General features: G+C 38.1%; 12 protein-coding genes. 8 read left to right on the top strand and 4 right to left on the bottom strand.

Annotation, left to right across the window (positions count from 1 at the left end):
• Positions 1 to 828: 828 nt before the first annotated feature.
• The 8 genes from pheT to CBW18_RS18975 all read left to right on the top strand — a co-directional run bounded on the left by pheT (position 829) and on the right by CBW18_RS18975 (position 14,446).
• Complete coding sequence (gene pheT, locus CBW18_RS19010; RefSeq protein WP_088302950.1) at positions 829 to 3,228, top strand: phenylalanine--tRNA ligase subunit beta; 2,400 nt, start codon at positions 829 to 831, stop codon at positions 3,226 to 3,228.
• Between the two features lie 31 nt (positions 3,229 to 3,259).
• Positions 3,260 to 3,550, top strand: coding sequence for a hypothetical protein (locus CBW18_RS19005; protein ID WP_088302949.1), 291 nt, complete (start codon positions 3,260 to 3,262; stop codon positions 3,548 to 3,550).
• Between the two features lie 33 nt (positions 3,551 to 3,583).
• Entirely contained in the window at positions 3,584 to 3,874 is a 291-nt protein-coding gene (locus CBW18_RS19000) for a cell division protein ZapA (RefSeq protein ID WP_088302948.1), read from the top strand.
• 296 nt (positions 3,875 to 4,170) lie between these two features.
• Entirely contained in the window at positions 4,171 to 5,742 is a 1,572-nt protein-coding gene (rny, locus tag CBW18_RS18995; RefSeq protein ID WP_088302947.1) for a ribonuclease Y, read from the top strand.
• Positions 5,743 to 5,893: 151 nt separating this feature from the next.
• Positions 5,894 to 6,409, top strand: a complete 516-nt coding sequence (locus tag CBW18_RS18990; RefSeq protein ID WP_088302946.1) for a DUF962 domain-containing protein — start codon at positions 5,894 to 5,896, stop codon at positions 6,407 to 6,409.
• A 112-nt stretch (positions 6,410 to 6,521) separates the two neighbouring features.
• Positions 6,522 to 9,329, top strand: coding sequence for a TonB-dependent receptor (locus tag CBW18_RS18985; RefSeq protein WP_140418716.1), 2,808 nt, complete (start codon positions 6,522 to 6,524; stop codon positions 9,327 to 9,329).
• 36 nt (positions 9,330 to 9,365) lie between these two features.
• Complete coding sequence (locus tag CBW18_RS18980) at positions 9,366 to 10,889, top strand: Ig-like domain repeat protein (RefSeq protein ID WP_140418715.1); 1,524 nt, start codon at positions 9,366 to 9,368, stop codon at positions 10,887 to 10,889.
• 302 nt (positions 10,890 to 11,191) lie between these two features.
• Positions 11,192 to 14,446 (top strand): TonB-dependent receptor, encoded by a 3,255-nt coding sequence (locus tag CBW18_RS18975; RefSeq protein WP_088302943.1) that lies wholly within the window; start codon positions 11,192 to 11,194, stop codon positions 14,444 to 14,446.
• A 52-nt stretch (positions 14,447 to 14,498) separates the two neighbouring features.
• Here the strand turns inward: CBW18_RS18975 and CBW18_RS18970 are convergent, their stop codons facing one another.
• The 4 genes from CBW18_RS18970 to CBW18_RS18955 all read right to left on the bottom strand — a co-directional run bounded on the left by CBW18_RS18970 (position 14,499) and on the right by CBW18_RS18955 (position 17,512).
• Complete coding sequence (locus CBW18_RS18970; RefSeq protein ID WP_088302942.1) at positions 14,499 to 14,810, bottom strand: hypothetical protein; 312 nt, start codon at positions 14,808 to 14,810, stop codon at positions 14,499 to 14,501.
• A 164-nt stretch (positions 14,811 to 14,974) separates the two neighbouring features.
• On the bottom strand, positions 14,975 to 15,250 hold the full coding sequence (locus CBW18_RS18965; RefSeq protein ID WP_140418714.1) for a hypothetical protein: 276 nt from the start codon (positions 15,248 to 15,250) through the stop codon (positions 14,975 to 14,977).
• Positions 15,251 to 15,365: 115 nt separating this feature from the next.
• On the bottom strand, positions 15,366 to 16,523 hold the full coding sequence (locus CBW18_RS18960; protein ID WP_088302940.1) for a hypothetical protein: 1,158 nt from the start codon (positions 16,521 to 16,523) through the stop codon (positions 15,366 to 15,368).
• A gap of 179 nt (positions 16,524 to 16,702) precedes the next feature.
• Positions 16,703 to 17,512 (bottom strand): 1-acyl-sn-glycerol-3-phosphate acyltransferase, encoded by an 810-nt coding sequence (locus CBW18_RS18955; RefSeq protein ID WP_140418713.1) that lies wholly within the window; start codon positions 17,510 to 17,512, stop codon positions 16,703 to 16,705.
• Between the last annotated feature and the right edge of the window lie 212 nt (positions 17,513 to 17,724).

The following is a 17,724-nucleotide window of genomic DNA, read 5'->3' as shown; positions in this document are numbered from 1 at the left end:
AAATCTTTTCAGGTTGAAGAACGGTATGATTCAAAGATCTCTCCATTCCGTTGCACTCCAGTCGAGAGGACGGTGTTGCGATAGTTGTAGTTCCGCTATCAGCCTAGTCGTCATTCCGACCGCAGTGGAGGAATCTTTTCAGGTTGAAGAATGTATGGTTCAAAGATCTCTCCATTCCGTTGCACTCCAGTCGAGAGGACGGTGGCACAATGGTGTTCACTTCGTTATCAGCATCGTCGTCATTCCGACCGCAGTGGAGAAATCTTTTTAGCTTGAAGAATGGTATGGTTCAAAGATCTCTCCATTCCGTTGCACTCCAGTTGGGAGGACGCTGGCACAATGGTGTTCACTTCGTAATCAGCATATTCGTCATTCCGACCGCAGTAGAAGAATCTTTTCAGGTTGAAGAATGGTATGATTCAAAGATCTCTCCATTCCGTTGCACTCCAGTCGAGAGGACGGTGTTGCGATAGTTGTAGTTCCGCTATCAGCCTAGTCGTCATTCCGACCGCAGTGGAGGAATCTTTTCAGGTTGAAGAATGTATGGTTCAAAGATCTCTCCATTCCGTTGCACTCCAGTTGGGAGGACGGTGTTGCGATGGTTGTAGTTCCACCATCAACCCGGTCGTCATTCCAACCGCAGTGGAGAAATCCTTTAAAGTTGCAGTTTGCATGGTTCAAAGACATAGCTGACCAGCTTAGCATTATTGCCCGAAGATTTCCGGTTTAGTTTTCTGCTTTAAGCTTTAAATAATATCTTTGCGTTTTATGAAATCGAAGTATCGACAATTATCTCGATACATGATACTCACTACTTGATACTTACAAATGAAAATATCCTATAACTGGTTAAAACAATTCGTTCAGCTAAACAAAACGCCTCAGGAGCTTTCCCTGATCTTAACCGATATTGGCCTGGAAGTGGAAAGTGTAGATAAAGTGCAGCCTGTAGTGGGTGGATTAGAGGGCCTGGTGATTGGCGAAGTTTTAACCTGCATGACCCATCCTAATGCCGATCGCTTGCGCATCACTACCGTAAATATTGGCGGAAAAGAAAATCTTCAGATTGTTTGCGGCGCGCCAAATGTAGGTGCCGGTCAGAAAGTAGTGGTTGCCCCGGTTGGCACTACTGTTTATCCACTGGAAGGTGAGCCTTTTAAAATTAAAGAATCTAAAATCAGGGGAGAAGTTTCGCAGGGCATGATCTGTGCTGAGGATGAAATTGGTTTAGGAAAGTCTCATGATGGAATTATGGTTCTGGCTGAAGATACTGAAATCGGAATCCGCGCCAAAGACCATTTCAAAATGGGCGATGATTTTGTTTTCGAAATTGGTTTAACACCAAACCGTGCCGATGCGGCTTCTCATCTAGGTGTAGCAAGAGATTTGGCTGCTTATTTCAGAAGTGATTATGAAATGCCCGACCTTTCTGCCTTTAAAACCGATAACGAAAATTTAGTGATTCCGGTTGAAGTGGAAGATATGGACGCCTGTCCGCGTTACAGCAGTGTAACCATTTCTGGTGTTACCGTTGCAGCGTCTCCGGATTGGCTAAAAGATAAATTAAAAGTAATTGGCCTCCGCCCGGTTAATAATGTAGTGGATATTACCAATTACGTTTTACACGGATTAGGTCAGCCTTTACATGCTTTTGATGCAGATAAAATTGCTGGCGGCAGGGTGATCGTAAAGAAAGTTGCCGAAGGAACACCTTTTGTAACCCTTGATGATGCAGAGCGTAAATTGAGTGCAGACGATTTAATGATTTGCAACACTGAAGCACCGATGTGTATTGCCGGTGTATTTGGTGGGAAAACTTCCGGCGTTGATGCCGATACGAAGAACATATTCCTCGAAAGTGCCTACTTCAATTCGGTTTCAGTCCGTAAAACAGCAAAACGCCATGGTTTAAAAACTGATGCCTCTTTCCGTTTTGAGCGTGGAACCGATCCGGAAATTACGGTTACGGCCTTGAAATATGCCGCTATTTTAATTAAAGCACTGGCCGGGGGAGAAATTTCTTCATCAGTTTCTGATATTTATCCTGAACCCATTCGTCCGTTTGAATTTGAAGTAAGCTACACCAATATCAATCAATTAATTGGTGCACAGATTCCTGCTGCGGAGATTAAACATATTATTACCGCTTTGGGTATTACGGCCACCAGCACTTCTGATGATACACTGGCTTTAAGGGTTCCGTCGTTTAAGGTAGATGTAACCCGGGAGTGTGATATTACCGAAGAAGTATTGCGCATTTACGGCTATAACAATATCGAAATTCCATCGAAGGTAAATGCATCATTGTCATATAGTGTGAAGCCGGAGAAAGAAAATACGCAAAATGTAATTGCAGATGTATTAACGGCTAACGGATATGCGGAAATCATGTGTAACTCGTTAACTAAATCAGCCTATTCAAAACAACCAGATGAGGCCGTATTTATCTTAAATCCTTTAAGCAGTGATTTGAATGTGATGCGCCAGGAGTTATTAATGCCAGCCCTTGAAAGCGTTGCGTATAACCAGAACCGTAAAAATGCTGATGTGAAGTTTTACGAATTTGGTAAAACCTATCATTTGATCAATGAACGCTATGTAGAGCGGCAACGGTTATTGTTGCTGATTTCTGGTGCAAAACAAAGTGAGCAGTGGAATCATCATGCCAAACCAGCTACCTTTTACAACCTGAAGGCAGCGGTTGATGGCATCATATCCCGTTTAGGCATCTCGGGTTATCAGACAGATACTTTAAATGATGTGCACTTTGCCTATGGTATTAAATATTTCCGTGGAGATAAAGCCATTGTAAGTTTTGGTGCTGCTACAAAAGCCGACCGTAAGCTGGCCGATGTTCATGCAGAAGTTTTTTATGCCGATTTTGACTGGGCTGCTATTTTAGATATCGTCAAGAAAAATAAAATAGTGAATAAGGAGCTGTCAAAATACCCGCAGGTGCGCCGCGATTTGTCTTTATTGATTGATCAGGCAGTAACCTTTGATACTTTAAAAGGAATTGCCTTTAAAACCGATAAAAAGCTGATTAAAGAAGTAGGGGTTTTTGATGTGTATGTGGGAGACAAATTGCCTGAAGGTAAAAAATCTTATGCCTTGAATTTCATTTTGCAGGATGAGGAGCAAACTTTAACTGATAAGCAAATAGAAAGTACGATGCAGAAGCTCATTGCAAATTTAACGCAGCAAGCAGGGGCAGAAATTAGGAAATAAAATATAAATTCGTATTTTTAGAAATAAATTCATGACTTCTGTTGCTGATCAATTAGATAAGGTATTACAAAAAACGGCTCGTTTAATCGAGTTATGTGATGCCTTACAGGAAGAAAATGATTTATTAAAGCTTGAAAATCAATCGTTAAAAGTAGCCGTTGATACTTCGAAAGCAAAGACCGTAGATCTTGAAGAAAAATTAAGAGTTACGAAACTGGCTAAAAGTATAGAAGGGGCGAGTGAGAAATCACTTGATATTAAACAGAAAATTAACGATTTTGTGCGGGAGATTGATAAAAGTATCGCATTGTTAAAAAAATAAATGATGCGGAGAAATCAGAAACTAAGCTAACAAATGGGAGAAATCTCGATTAAAATAACCATTTCCGACCGTATTTACCCTTTAAAGGTGAATACAGAAGAGGAAGAAATTGTGAGACGGGCAGCTAAAATGATCAATGAGCGCATAAAAGATTATCAGGATAATTATGCGGTTAGGGATAAGCAGGATCTTCTTTCTATGGCTGTATTGCATTATGCAACGGCTGTATTAAGAACGGAAAACCAGGTGCAAAACCAGGATACTGCAGTTGCCGATAAAGTTGAAGAGTTGGATATTTTACTTAATGGTTTTTTCAAAAAATAAAGGATCGTTCTTTGGCGATTCGTCGCGCTGAACTTGTTTCAGTGCCTTTTTAATAAGATTCTGAAATAGATTCAGGATGACGAGTCTCTATCATTAGCATAAAGACATAGCCGCGGCTAGTTTTTGAGTTTCAAAATTTATAAAACTTAACACTTCAATATCTATGGGGTTAAGAGGGCGTATTTCATCTGCTTTAAGCACCTGAAAATGGCTTAAATCCCAATTATGCTTAGTTGAGGTTTAAAATAATGAGGCTTTAAAAATTAGTTGCGGTTTTTTTTTACTTAAAAAACAAAATGGAGATAACGGAAATTCTAGGATACATATTTGCCTTAATAGCAGGCTTAGGTATCGGTATAGCGGTAGGGAGGTTCCTACTACGCAACTTGCTTAAAGGGCAGGAAGTTGCCGCTCAAAACAAGGTTAAAAAGATTTTGAAAGACGCAGAGAATAATGCGGAAATCTTAAAGAAGAATAAACTTTTGGAAGCAAAAGAGAAATTTTTGCAATTAAAAGCAGAGCATGAGCAGGAAGTAAATGCTAAAAACAATACGATTAACCAACGCGAAAACACGATGAAACAGAAAGAACAATCTGTTAATCAGCGCATGGAAAACTTCAACAAAAAAGAGCAGGAGCTGGATAAGCAAAAGGCAAATCTTGAAAAGCAAACCGATTTAGCTGTTAAAAAGCAGGAAGAAGTTGAAGTATTAAAAAATCAGCACCTGAAACAACTGGAAACCATTGCCGGACTTTCTGCTGAAGAAGCGAAAGAACAATTGGTAGAAAACCTGAAACAAGAGGCCCGCACGCAGGCCATGATGCAGGTTAAAGATATTGTGGATGAAGCAAAATTGACGGCGAGTAAAGAAGCCAAAAAGGTGGTTATTCAAACCATTCAACGTACGGCAACTGAAGCGGCAATTGAAAACTCAGTTTCGATTTTCCATATCGAAAGTGATGAGATTAAAGGTCGTGTAATTGGTAGAGAGGGTAGAAATATCCGTGCTTTAGAGGCCGCTACCGGTATCGAAATTATTGTGGATGATACACCTGAAGCGATTATTTTATCTGGTTTTGATCCGGTAAGAAGGGAAATTGCCCGTTTGGCTTTACACCGTCTGGTGACAGATGGACGGATTCACCCGGCCCGTATTGAAGAAATTGTGGCGAAGACCAAAAAGCAAATTGAAGATGAAATTGTAGAAATTGGTGAGCGTACCGTCATTGATTTAGGCATTCATGGTTTACACCCTGAACTGATTCGTATGGTTGGACGGATGCGTTACCGCTCTTCTTATGGACAGAACTTGTTACATCACTCGCGAGAGGTGGCTAATTTCTGTGCGACCATGGCAGCAGAATTAGGCTTAAATGCAAAGATGGCTAAACGTGCCGGACTGTTACATGATATTGGTAAGGTGCCTGATGACAATCCGGAATTACCTCACGCCATTTTAGGGATGCAACTGGCAGAAAAATATAAGGAACATCCTGAAATTTGCAATGCCATTGGTGCCCACCACGATGAAATCGAAATGACTTCAATGATTTCGCCGATTATTCAGGCTTGTGATGCCATTTCTGGTGCCCGTCCGGGTGCCCGTAGGGAAGTGGTGGAAAGCTATATTAAACGTTTAAAGGATTTGGAAGAACTGGCTTTATCTTATCCGGGAGTAGAAAAAACATTTGCAATCCAGGCTGGTAGAGAGCTGCGGGTAATTGTAGAAAGTGAAAGAATAACAGATGCACAGGCTGAATTACTGGCTGCTGATATCTCTACCCGTATCCAAACGGAGATGACTTATCCAGGTCAGATTAAGGTTACCGTAATTCGTGAAACCCGTTCTGTTGCCTTTGCAAAATAACTACAATGATTGTGCAGATTTACACTAAAGTGTTTGATTAAATAGATTAAACTAAGGTAATTTACACTAAAGTGGTTGATTACACAGATTAAAGGATGATACAGATTATATTAAGCGATGGAATATCCATCGCTTTTTTTATTTTTACATCATGAGCAAGCCAACCATACCTGTAGAGCCCAAGCGCCCTGTTGATGTCCTTTTTGATCAATATGCAGAAAGTCATCAAAACCATACCAATAAGATGGTGCACTGGATTTGTGTTCCTTTAATTGTGTTTAGTTTGCTTGGTCTGGTATGGCAGATTCCTTTTCCGCATATTGGTTTTCTGGGGAGTTATAATGGATTTTTCAATTGGGCTTCATTTCTGCTGGCTTTTAGTTTATATTATTACTTTACACTTTCACCCGTATTATTTTTTATGATGATCTGGCTGGTGGGTTTAATGAGTTATGTCATTGTTAAGATTGAACAGGCCGTAGGTTTAGGCAGTGGAACGGCATATGCCATTTATGCCGTTATTTTTATTGCAGCCTGGATCGGGCAATTTATCGGGCATAAAATTGAAGGCAAGAAGCCTTCTTTTTTAGATGATGTTAAGTTTTTGTTAATAGGTCCGATCTGGTTATTGCACTTCATCTGCAAGAAAACCGGTATCCGTTACTGACATAAAAAATCAGTTAACTTTTAGTTAACCTTAAAGTAAAGGAATGTTAATTAACACCTAACTTGCGGTTAACACTGTGGTAATAGCTTTGCCCTTATCAAATAAAGGCAAATTGGACTTACTAAACTCTTTTAAAAGAGCGGCACTTACTGTGTTCGCTTTGACGATCAGCATGCTCTCGTATGCGCAGACAGGAAAAATTTCTGGTAAAATAACGGATAAAACTACGGGGCAAACCTTAGTTGGGTTATCAGTATTAATAGAAGGCACATCGATCGGTACAACGAGTGATGCAGACGGGAATTATATTCTCAATACCGTAAAGCCTGGTACTTACAGGATAAGCTTTTCGTTTATTTCTTTTAAGAAACAAATTATTCCAAATGTAAAGGTTACTCCAGGAAAAACAACAGTTGTAGATGTTGTCATGGAGGATGATCAATCCACACTTAACGATGTTGTAGTAACCGGCTCCAGAAAAACTGGTACTGAGGTTTCATTGCTCGCAGAATTAAAAAAATCTCAGTCAATAGCAAATGGCGTTTCGTCTCAAACCATTCAAAGATCTGGTGATACGGATGCCGCACAAGTAGTGAAACGTGTTCCGGGCATTACCATTGTTGACAATCGTTTTATTAATATCAGGGGGCTAGCTGAGCGATACAATAATGTTCAACTCAATAATGTCACTGCTCCAAGTTTGGAAACTGATGTCAGATCTTTCTCTTTTGATTTAATTCCAAGCAATCAAATTGATCGGGTATTGGTTTATAAAAGTCCTTCTGCAGATATTCCTGCGGATTTCGCAGGAGGTGTGGTAAAGGTTTTTCTCAAGAGTATTCCCGATGACGACCGGTTAACTATTGATTATGGAACGAGTTATCGCCAGAATGCAACATTTAAAGATTTCAAAAGGACCAATACCGGAAGTTTATACTTTACTGGTTTTAATACAGGTGATAATGATCTGCCTGTAAATTTTCCTTCTAATTTGAATAGTGTCAGTGCGAGCAAGTTAAACGCAGCTGGTCATGCACTTAGAAATAACTGGTTACCAGATGTAAATACGGCAAATCTGGATCAGAAGTTAAATATTTATGGTAGTAAACGCTTTAACATCAACAATAAATTATTAGGAAATATTACAGCAATCACTTACAGTAACAGCAAGACAAATAACGCGGTTTTTAGAGGGAATTATGAAGTTTATGATCCTGTTTCGCAAATTGCTGAGGAAAATTACAGATATAATGATGATCAGTATACCTATAATGTACGTTTAGGCATTGTACACAATTGGGCTTTCAAGTTAGATAATAACAATACATTTGAATTTAAAAATCTTTATAACCAGTTAAGTACTTCTCAGTATGTAAGCCGCTTTGGTTCTGAAAAGCAACAGGATTATGCCAATTTTGCTTCTAATGTGCTATACCGGGGGATTTATTCTGGTCAGTTATCCGGCGTGCATAAATTCAATAACGAGCATACTAAGTTTGATTGGGTTTTTGGTTATAGTAAATCTTTCAGAGATCAGCCCGATTATTCACGTTACAGAACATTGGCTAATGGGGATGGTACTTTTAACATTTTCGTGCCAACAGGTGGTGCTCAGCCAGAATTTTTGGGAAGATTCTTTTCTAAAATGAATGAAGACATTAAAACAGGTGCATTTAATATTGAACAAGCACTTGCCCCAAAATCAGAAGGGTTTAAACCTTCATTAAAAATTGGTGGTTATTATGAGGATAAACAAAGAACCTTTACTTCGAGAAACATTGGTTACGTACGGGCAAACTCACTAAATTTTGATCAATCCTTGCTGAAAGGTACTATAGAAGAACTTTTCGATTGGAAAAATATCAATACGACCACAGGAATTAGATTGGATGAAAAATCAAATCCATATGATAACTATGATGCTTCAAATAAATTACTCGCAGGGTTTGCAAATTTTGTGCTACCTTATAAAGATAAGCTAACCATAGTTGCAGGTGCGAGAGTTGAAAATAACGTTCAAAAATTAAATAGTTTTGATACTGATGGACCTGTTAATGTAAACAACGATATCACGAGAATACTCCCTTCTGCTAACGTACAGTTTAATGTGAATGAAAAATCTTTATTCAGATTGGCTTATGGTAAAACCCTGAACAGACCTGAATTCAGAGAGATTGCACCTTTCTCATTTTATGATTTTGATCAGAATTTCAATGTGGCTGGTAACCCTAATTTAAAAACAGCAAAGATTGATAATTTTGATTTAAAATATGAATTCTACCCATCGTCAGGCGAATTGATTAGTATTTCAGGTTTTTATAAAAAGTTTAAAGATGCGATTGAGATGACGGCGATACCAGGGTCTAATGCGCAGTCTTTCAATTTTAATAACGCCCAAAAGGTCAGAAACGTTGGCGTAGAATTGGAAATGCGTAAATCATTGGCAGGTTTAAGTGAAAGCCAGTTCTTGAATGATTTGACAGTCTTATTAAATGCATCTTACATCAATAGTAAAGTAATGTTTGATGGTGCAAGTGCAATAGGGCAATCCAATAATCGTCCAATGCAGGGCCAGTCGCCATATATCCTTAACGCGGCTATATTCTATAATAATATCAAATCTAAGTTCCAGGTTAACCTCCTTTACAATGTGGCAGGCAAGCGCATCGCTTTTGTAGGTACTGATCTGATCAGGGATATTTATGAGATGCCTAGAAATGTTGTGGATTTGGTCGTTACTAAAAATTTTACCAACAAGCTCTCCTTAAAAGCAAACTTCAATGATTTGCTGAATCAGAATTTTACCCTGATGCAGGACGGAAATCAAGATGGAAATTTTGATCAGTCAGTTGACCAGGTTACGGCGCAATTTAAAAGTGGCCGTCAGTTCGGATTAACACTTTCATACAAATTATTTTAATCAATAATAAAAAGACATAAAAAACAAGAAATGAATATGAAAAAGCGCTACAAACCAAAATTTGGTACTAACGGACTTAAAGCAATGGCATTTGTTTTGGCAGGAACATTAATTTTTAGTTCATGCAAAAAAACAACTGTGATAGAATATAATGAAGCTGGATACAACTCAGGTAATGGAGGTGGAACCACTCCTAATCCAGCTACCGGGTTTACCAAGCCGGTTGTGGAAGTAGCAGCCGGCAGTATTACAACGAACACAAAATGGACCAAAGATAACATTTACAGGCTTAATGGCTTTGTGAGAGTTGGAAGAGATCCTAAAAATAAAGCTGGTTTAGCAGCGGTTGAGGGCATTACCTTAACAATTGAAGCTGGTACAACAATCATCGGTGATCGGGAAACGAAAGGTACTTTGGTGGTACAAAGAGGCAATAAACTAATTGCAGAAGGAACAGCATCTCAACCGATTATTTTTACATCGGAACGAGCTGCTGGTTTGCGTGAGCCGGGAGACTGGGGTGGTGTTGTATTGTGTGGAAAGGCAACCAACAATCAATCTGGAGGCGAAGCAGAATTGGAAGGTGCTTATGAAGGATGGCATGGTGGAACAGTTGATACTGATAATTCCGGAATTCTAAAATATGTTAGAATTGATTATGCCGGCACACCAATTAATCCAAACCAGGAGGTGAACTCTTTAACAATGGGTTCTGTTGGTTCCGGAACCGTGATTGATTATGTACAATGCTCATATGGTTTAGATGACGCTTTTGAATGGTTTGGCGGAACGGTAAATGCAAAACACTTAATCGCCTATCGTGGTCTTGATGATGATTTCGATGTTGATTTTGGTTTCCGCGGTACGGTACAGTTCGCGGTTGGTATTCGCGATGCCAACTCTGCTGACCAGTCTGGATCCAATGGTTTTGAGGTTGATAATGACGGTACCGGATCAAGTGTTGCTCCTTTCACGTCGGCTCAGTTTTCTAACGTGACGATTATCGGTCCAAAGAAAGATAGAACTAAAACCATTTCAACACAATTTCAAAATGCAATGCATTTGAGAAGAAACAATAAAATTAAGATCTATAATTCTGTATTTACAGCCTATCCAAATGGATTGTTCATAGATGGATCTACCACTCTTGCGAATGCAGCTAATGGTGAATTGGTGCTCAAAAATAATGTTCTTGCGGGTGTAGATGGTTGGGGAGCTAATGGTTACGGTACTGGTGGTACGACAACATTCCCAAATCCAATCGGAGTGGAAACAAAATCAACTGCTAATGTTGGTACTCAAACCATTGATGCCTGGTTCAAAACGGCTTCATTTGGAAACGAGACTTATGCCAAATGGGAAGATCTAGGTATTGACGGAAGTATTTTTGATTTAGGTGCTACGCCAAAATTCACATTGAATACTGGATCGATACTTTTAGCTGGTGCGAGTTTTACAGGTTTAACTGGTTTCGATGTGGTGAGTCACCGTGGTGCATTTGGCACTTCAGATTGGACTGCAGGCTGGGCCAATTTCACACCACAAACTAATGTATATTAAAATTTAATATTTTCATTAAAAAGCCAGATAGCGATATCTGGCTTTTTTTGTTTACTATTCTTTTATGTTTCATGCTTGTGTGATGGATAGTATTCAATCTTCATGAAATCTTCATCTTTCAAAAGTAGCTTTAGCCCTTCATATAACCCGCTTTCAGGTCGCCCAATCGGGTGTTAAGAAACTGTGTCTCATATATTTCTGAATTATTTATTTAATGTTAAATAAGACGCAATAATTAATTTTTAATTAACATTAGGTTAACATCACTGTTGTTGCTTTGTACCAAACAAAAACAACAGAAAATGAAATCGCGTTTACTATTTTTATTTAGTATTTTAGTGTTGTTTGTTACCGCTGCTCATGCACAGGTCACAACAGCCAGTTTAAATGGAAAAATTAAAGATGAGAAAGGGATTATTCCGGGGGCTACCATTGTGGTTGTTCATGTCCCTACCGGAACAGTCTCTAAAGCTTCATCAAATGAAACAGGGCTATACCGCATCGGAAACTTAAATCCCGGTGGTCCCTATAAAATCACCGTAACTTATGTAGGTTACAGTCCGGTAGTGAAAGACAATATCTATTTAGCGCTGGGTGCTGATCAGAAACTGGATATTGATATTCAGGAACAGGGCAGTCAGCTGGCTGATGTGAGTGTAAAAGGACAAAAAGGCCCGACAAAATCCGGTGCCGGTACCAGCATTGGTGAAGGTCAGATTAAAACAATGCCAACCATGAACCGGAGTTTACAGGATGTTACCCGGGTAACCCCACAAGGCAGTAAAGACAATACCTTTGGCGGAACCAATTTCAGGTACAATAACGTCACTATTGATGGTGCGATTAACAATGATGCCATTGGTTTTAGCCCATCTCTGGGCGGACAAAGTGGTAGTTCGGGCATGCCGGGAAGCAGTACCCGTACCAATCCGGTATCGTTAGATGCGATTCAGGATGTAACTGTACTTTTATCTCCTTATGATGTGAAAGTAGGTAACTTTTTAGGGGGAAGTATCAATGCCGTAACCCGTGGTGGTACAAATGATGTCACCGGATCTGTTTATGGTTATGGCCGTAATGCTTCATTAATCGGCAGAAATAAAATAGGGGATAACAGCAAAGAGCCTTCTGCTTTTCACGATTATCAAACCGGCTTCCGTGTTGGTTTTCCGATTATAAAAGATAAGTTGTTCTTCTTCACCAATGAGGAAATTACCCGCCGTCAGGATCCGGTAATTTTAGGTGCAGGTTCTCCTGATGGTATTATTTCATTATCTCAGGCCCAACAAATTTCAGATCGCATGAAAAATGCATATGGTTTAGATGCTGGTGCTTATGGTGATTATAACATTTACTCTCAATCTAACAAGTTCTTTAATCGTTTAGATTGGAACATCAGTGAGAGTACACAGTTGACCATCAGAAACAATACCATCGTTTCAAAGGCAACCAATTTAGAAAGAGATCAGTCTAACTTCAGGTTTGGAGGAATTGATTTTAAACAGAATAATAATCAGAGTTCAACCGTTGCTGATTTAAAAACAAGGTTTAACAATTCTGCTACCAATAACCTGATTTTAGGTTATTCAACTGTACACGATTTCCGTACACCTCTTTCTGATCCTGCTATTCCACAAATTGAGATTGGCTCTAGTGGTGGTACTATTTTCCTGGGTACAGATAGAGAAGCAAGTATTTTTAATATGAAACAAAATACTTTTGAGTTAACGGATAACTATTCATTCAGCAAAGGCATCCATAATTTTACGGTAGGTACGCACAATGAATTTTATAAAATAAACTACGGTTTTGTGAATGCATGGAATGGTAGGGTAGCTTATGATACGGTTGACGACTTCCTGAATAACAGACCGAAAAGGGTTCGTACCAGCTTTGATTATGCTGATAACTCACGCGATAATATTATTGCCAATCCGACTGCTAAATTCAATGTTAATCTTTATAGCGCTTACGGACAGGATGAAATGCGTTTAAGTGATAAATTTAAACTTACCTTAGGTTTGCGTTTCGATATGGCTGATTTACCAACCATGCCAACTTTGAGTAATAAAACGACCAACTCACCAGTTGATCCAAATTATGGTACAACCTATACTTATACGCAACCCTCAGCCATTAATAACAAGTTTCTAAACAAAATTCAGATTTCACCAAGATTAGGTTTTAATTTCGATGCATTGGGTGATCAAAGCTTGATTGTACGCGGTGGTAGTGGTTTATTTACCAGTCGTGTACCTTTTGCCTGGTTAGGTTACGCTTATTACAATAATGGTGTAAATTATGGTGCTTATGATCTTAAACCTGCAAGCGGAAATAAATCTGTAACCCAGGTTGCAGGTAGTGATCCGATAAAAGATGCTTTAAACGGAAACGGCGAAGCCGGATATGCAGCCAAGCAAGGTGTAAATATCAATGATGCCAATGGTGCAACTCAGGTTGATTTAGTGGATAATAATTTCAAAATGCCGAAGGCCTGGAGAACTAACTTAGCCTTTGATTTCAAAACCCAGGATAACTGGAAGTTTACTGTAGAGGGTATTTACAGCAAGGTTATTCAGGATGTTGCTTTCCAGCAAATTAACTATGTAGATAATCCAACTTATATGGCTTATGATACACAGCACCAGCAGCCCATTTATTCCGGAGCAAAAATTAATTCAAAATATACAAACGCTTATCTATTGTCAAATACCGATAAAGGATATAAATATTCCTTAACTGGTCAGGTAAGTAAATCTTTACCTTTTGGTTTAGATGTAATGGTTGCCTACACTTATGGTCAGTCTAAAGATATTGCCAACGGTATCCGTAACTCCATGGAATCTAACTGGCAGTTAAATCAGGCCTTAAGTCCGAATAACCCAGGTTTGGCTTATTCTAACTTTGATGTGCGTAATCGGGTTATTTCAACCTTAAATTACAGGTTAGACTGGGCTAAAAACAATAAGTATGTAAGTAACTTCTCCATTTTCTTTAGTGCACAGTCCGGTGCTCCTTATTCTTTAGGATTTGTAAATGCTACGGTAAATAATACTGGACAAACAGTTGGTTTAGTTTATATCCCGGCTGTTGGTGAAACTTCGAAATTCTTTTCTTCAGCCAATCAGGCACAGGCTGCAGCATTTGATGCATACATAGACGGAGATAAATATCTGAGTACCCGCAGGGGCCAGTTCACAGAGCGTAACGGTGCACGTACACCATGGAACGTTCAGGCTGATTTCAGATTCTCTCAGGATATTCAGGTCGCACAAGGAAAACATCCTCATGTTTTAACCTTAACTTATGATATTGTGAACTTAACCAATCTGGTAAATAAGAATTGGGGCATCCAGTATTTTTCTCCGAATACATTCAATTCAATGGCGAATGTTGGATTATCTCTTGAGAAAGATGCTGCTGGAAAAGTAATTTCTGCAGGTAATGCAACTACTTATCCTAGTTACACATTTAATAAGGGGAACGTTACTTCTTATTCGAGAGACTTTTTTGCATCACGTTATCAGATGCAACTGGGATTGAGATATAGCTTCTAATAGCTGATTATAAACAAAAATGCCCTGCTGATTAAAACCAGCAGGGCATTTTTTATGCTTTTAATTCCGGCGCTTCCACTAACGGCGTTTTTATTTTTTTTGCTATGGCGGGCTTAACCGCTTTTTCTTTCACTACAACAGCTACTTCTTCTTTTATAAATGGTTCGATCGAATCATCTGCAGGTTTCAGGTTGATTTTTTTAGAAAGACGTTTGGCGAATTTCTCTATTACCTGCTCCGTTTTCTTTGCCTTTCCAAACTGCGCCAGAACCTCGTTAAATGCAGTTGTTAGTTTAGTTTCTATTTCTTTACGTACTCTCTTGTTTGCCGAAATATTCTTCGACTTAGATTTGTGCTTTTTCATTTAACTTAATTAGGATTTATGCAAAGATAAAATATCGCTAAGTTAAATTAACATTATGATTATGTTAACAAAACCAACTGAAGTTAACATGTAAAATATTTATTAAAGATTACTGAAAACCATTTATCGGCTCAGCATTAATACAAGAAAATGCGAAAAAATAATTAAAACCTGGTCCCCTCAGCGATACTGCCACCTAAATCCATCGTATTTTGAAAGGCGTCTAAATATCCTAATAAATGCCTTTCGGCAGTGGCATACGAGGTAAATGTAGAATTTGGAATATTTGCATCTGCACTACTATTGTTTTTAAAATGCAAACTGATCTGAAAAGTAAAGCTATTTTCATCATTCACTGGTGACATAATTCTTGCCTTAACCGGATGTTCATGGATGAGGACAAAAAACTCTTTTAGTATGTTATATATGATAGCCGACATTGCAATTAATTTAAGTAAGGGCTAAAGTAGATTAAAAGGCGAACAGTTCAGTCTTCTTAGCAATAAGATAACTTTGAGTTAACATAAAATTAAAGTTAATTTTATGTTAGTCTGCTTAATTAGCAGTTCTTTTTGGTTCATAAGCATATACAATTTCAAATTTGCTATGCTTCAGACTGGAGGAAATCTGTCCGATTTTTAAATCCCGAATTTGCGGTGTAGGTTCACAAAATGAATACTGCCGGCCATTATAGGTAAGGGTATTGCCCACAGGCTTATCCAGGTTTACAGCAATGGTTAAATGTTCCGGGTAAAGTACGGCCACCATGGGTAAGTTATAGATCTCTTTAACCAGGTAAAAGAAAAGGGCAGCCCGGTCATCACAATCACTGTATTGACTTAGCAGGGTTTGTTCAGGGGCATTGCGTTTCTCCTTTCCTAAATTTTCTCCATCATCTTCATATAAAAATGCATAACGGGTAAAACGCATCAGGTAATCGATGCCGTTTTTTTGATCCATTTTCTTTAGGTTTTCCTTTAAAGTAGGAATTAAAGAACTATAGGTTTCTCTGCTTAACGGGATGTTAAAGTAACTTTCAAAATCTACGACGGGGTAATTCTTGAAAATGTTTTGTACTTCTTTGTTTACTTTTAATTTAAAGTGATAATTTTTTTGCCTGTAACTAAATTCGATGTTCTTATCCTCATAACCTTCCGGCTTGAAATCTGGCATCCGCGTTACTTTATATGAAAACTGATTTTTTGCTTCAGGGATTGCAATATCTATTGGTTTATAGGCATCAGCCTGTTTAAACAATTTCCCATAATCATGATAGTTTAAACACATATATTTTTTACGGTCGATCATAAAAAAAGGAATATCACTGATGTCTTCCTCATTCCTGATATAAAATATTACCTGATTATTTCCTGTAGCCAACCGGGCATCATAACCACATTTATTTAAAATAAACCATTTATATAATGTATAACGAAAATAGTTCTCTGATTTAGGACTGATTTGCTCAGCCACTTTACGGATGAGCTGGTAATAGATCCAGTCATTCAGGTGATGTTTTTCCTGGTAAGATTTAAGATTAGAAATTAAATCATCATAATGGGCTGTGGCTATCCTGGCGTAAAACTGCTTTACTTCGCCTGCTGAAGCCATTTCAGAAACAGGTACAGATAAAGAAGAATCGGCATTGAAATTAAAGGTGCCCTCATAAAAATCGAAAGAATAGTTTTGTCCCTTTACCGTAACGAGATTCATCGCAAGGCAAATGAACAAAAAGGTCTTTATAAAATATGTTGATATCCCGCTTTTCAAACCGCTCCATATTTGGTTATATTAAATTTACATATAATTAACCTAAAAGCAACAATTTCTTTATGTTAAACTGTTAGGTGAACTTAATAAGAAATTAATACAGGGAATAGTTCAGGCATTTATTAATTCCCTTTTAAGGAATAAAGGCTGTTTCTAAGGTATTTTAATAATGAATGATTGCAATTTTTATAATCAATATCGATGAGTTTAATTGGTTTACCGATGCTGATTTTTAATTGATGTCCGTTTTTATTAAATAATTCAGAGATGAGTTTAGCCGTTTGTAATGATGGATGGATTAATTTCAACAAGCTAAAGAAAATTCCATTATTACCATGAAAATAGATCGGTAAAACAGGAACATTTGCCTTCGAAATAATTTTGCCTACTACCGGATGCCATTCCTTGTCTGTAATTTGATTTTTTCTGAATTTATACGAAGAAACTTCACCTGCTGGAAAAATAGCCACCGGACTTCCATCTTTCAGCACTTTCAACGTTATTTTTAATCCGCTGATACTTGATGAATCCAGCACTTTTTCAAATGGATTAACAGCGATGATACATTTTTCCAGATTAGGAATTTTTTTTAGCAAAAAATTACCCATAAACATGGTGTCAGGGCGATGATTGGCAAGGATACTTAATAAGGCTAAAGATTCTATCGCACCATATGGATGGTTTGCAATAGCAATAAAAGCACCATCCTTTGGGATATGCGCTAAATCTTCGTCACTCATTTGAATGCTTACCCCTAAAACATTTAGAATATGTTTAGCAAATTTTTCTCCTTCTAAAGAATTTGCATCCCTGATCATTCCATTGAAATTATTAATTTTCAAAAACCGCATTAAAAAGGAAGCAAGACCCGGAATAGGAACATTGCAAATGCCGGTTGCTTTGGCGAAATTTTCTTTTGAAATTACGTTCATAAATTACAGTTCAAAGTTTATTCAATTTGAAAACCAGATCTATAAAAATGATTTTTAATTTGAGCCATATAGAGGAAAAGGAACCCGTTATACTGATTAATAACTGGTTTAATCTAGCTCATGCAGCGTGTTAAAGATAGGAGAATAAGTGGGGTGATCAGGTTAATTCTTTGATAAGAAATTAATACAGCATATTTAATAAATAACATTTC

Source organism: Pedobacter sp. AJM (assembly GCF_002197755.1).
In the GTDB taxonomy this organism is placed as follows: Bacteria; Bacteroidota; Bacteroidia; order Sphingobacteriales; family Sphingobacteriaceae; genus Pedobacter.
This window is presented reverse-complemented; position numbering and strand designations above follow the sequence as displayed.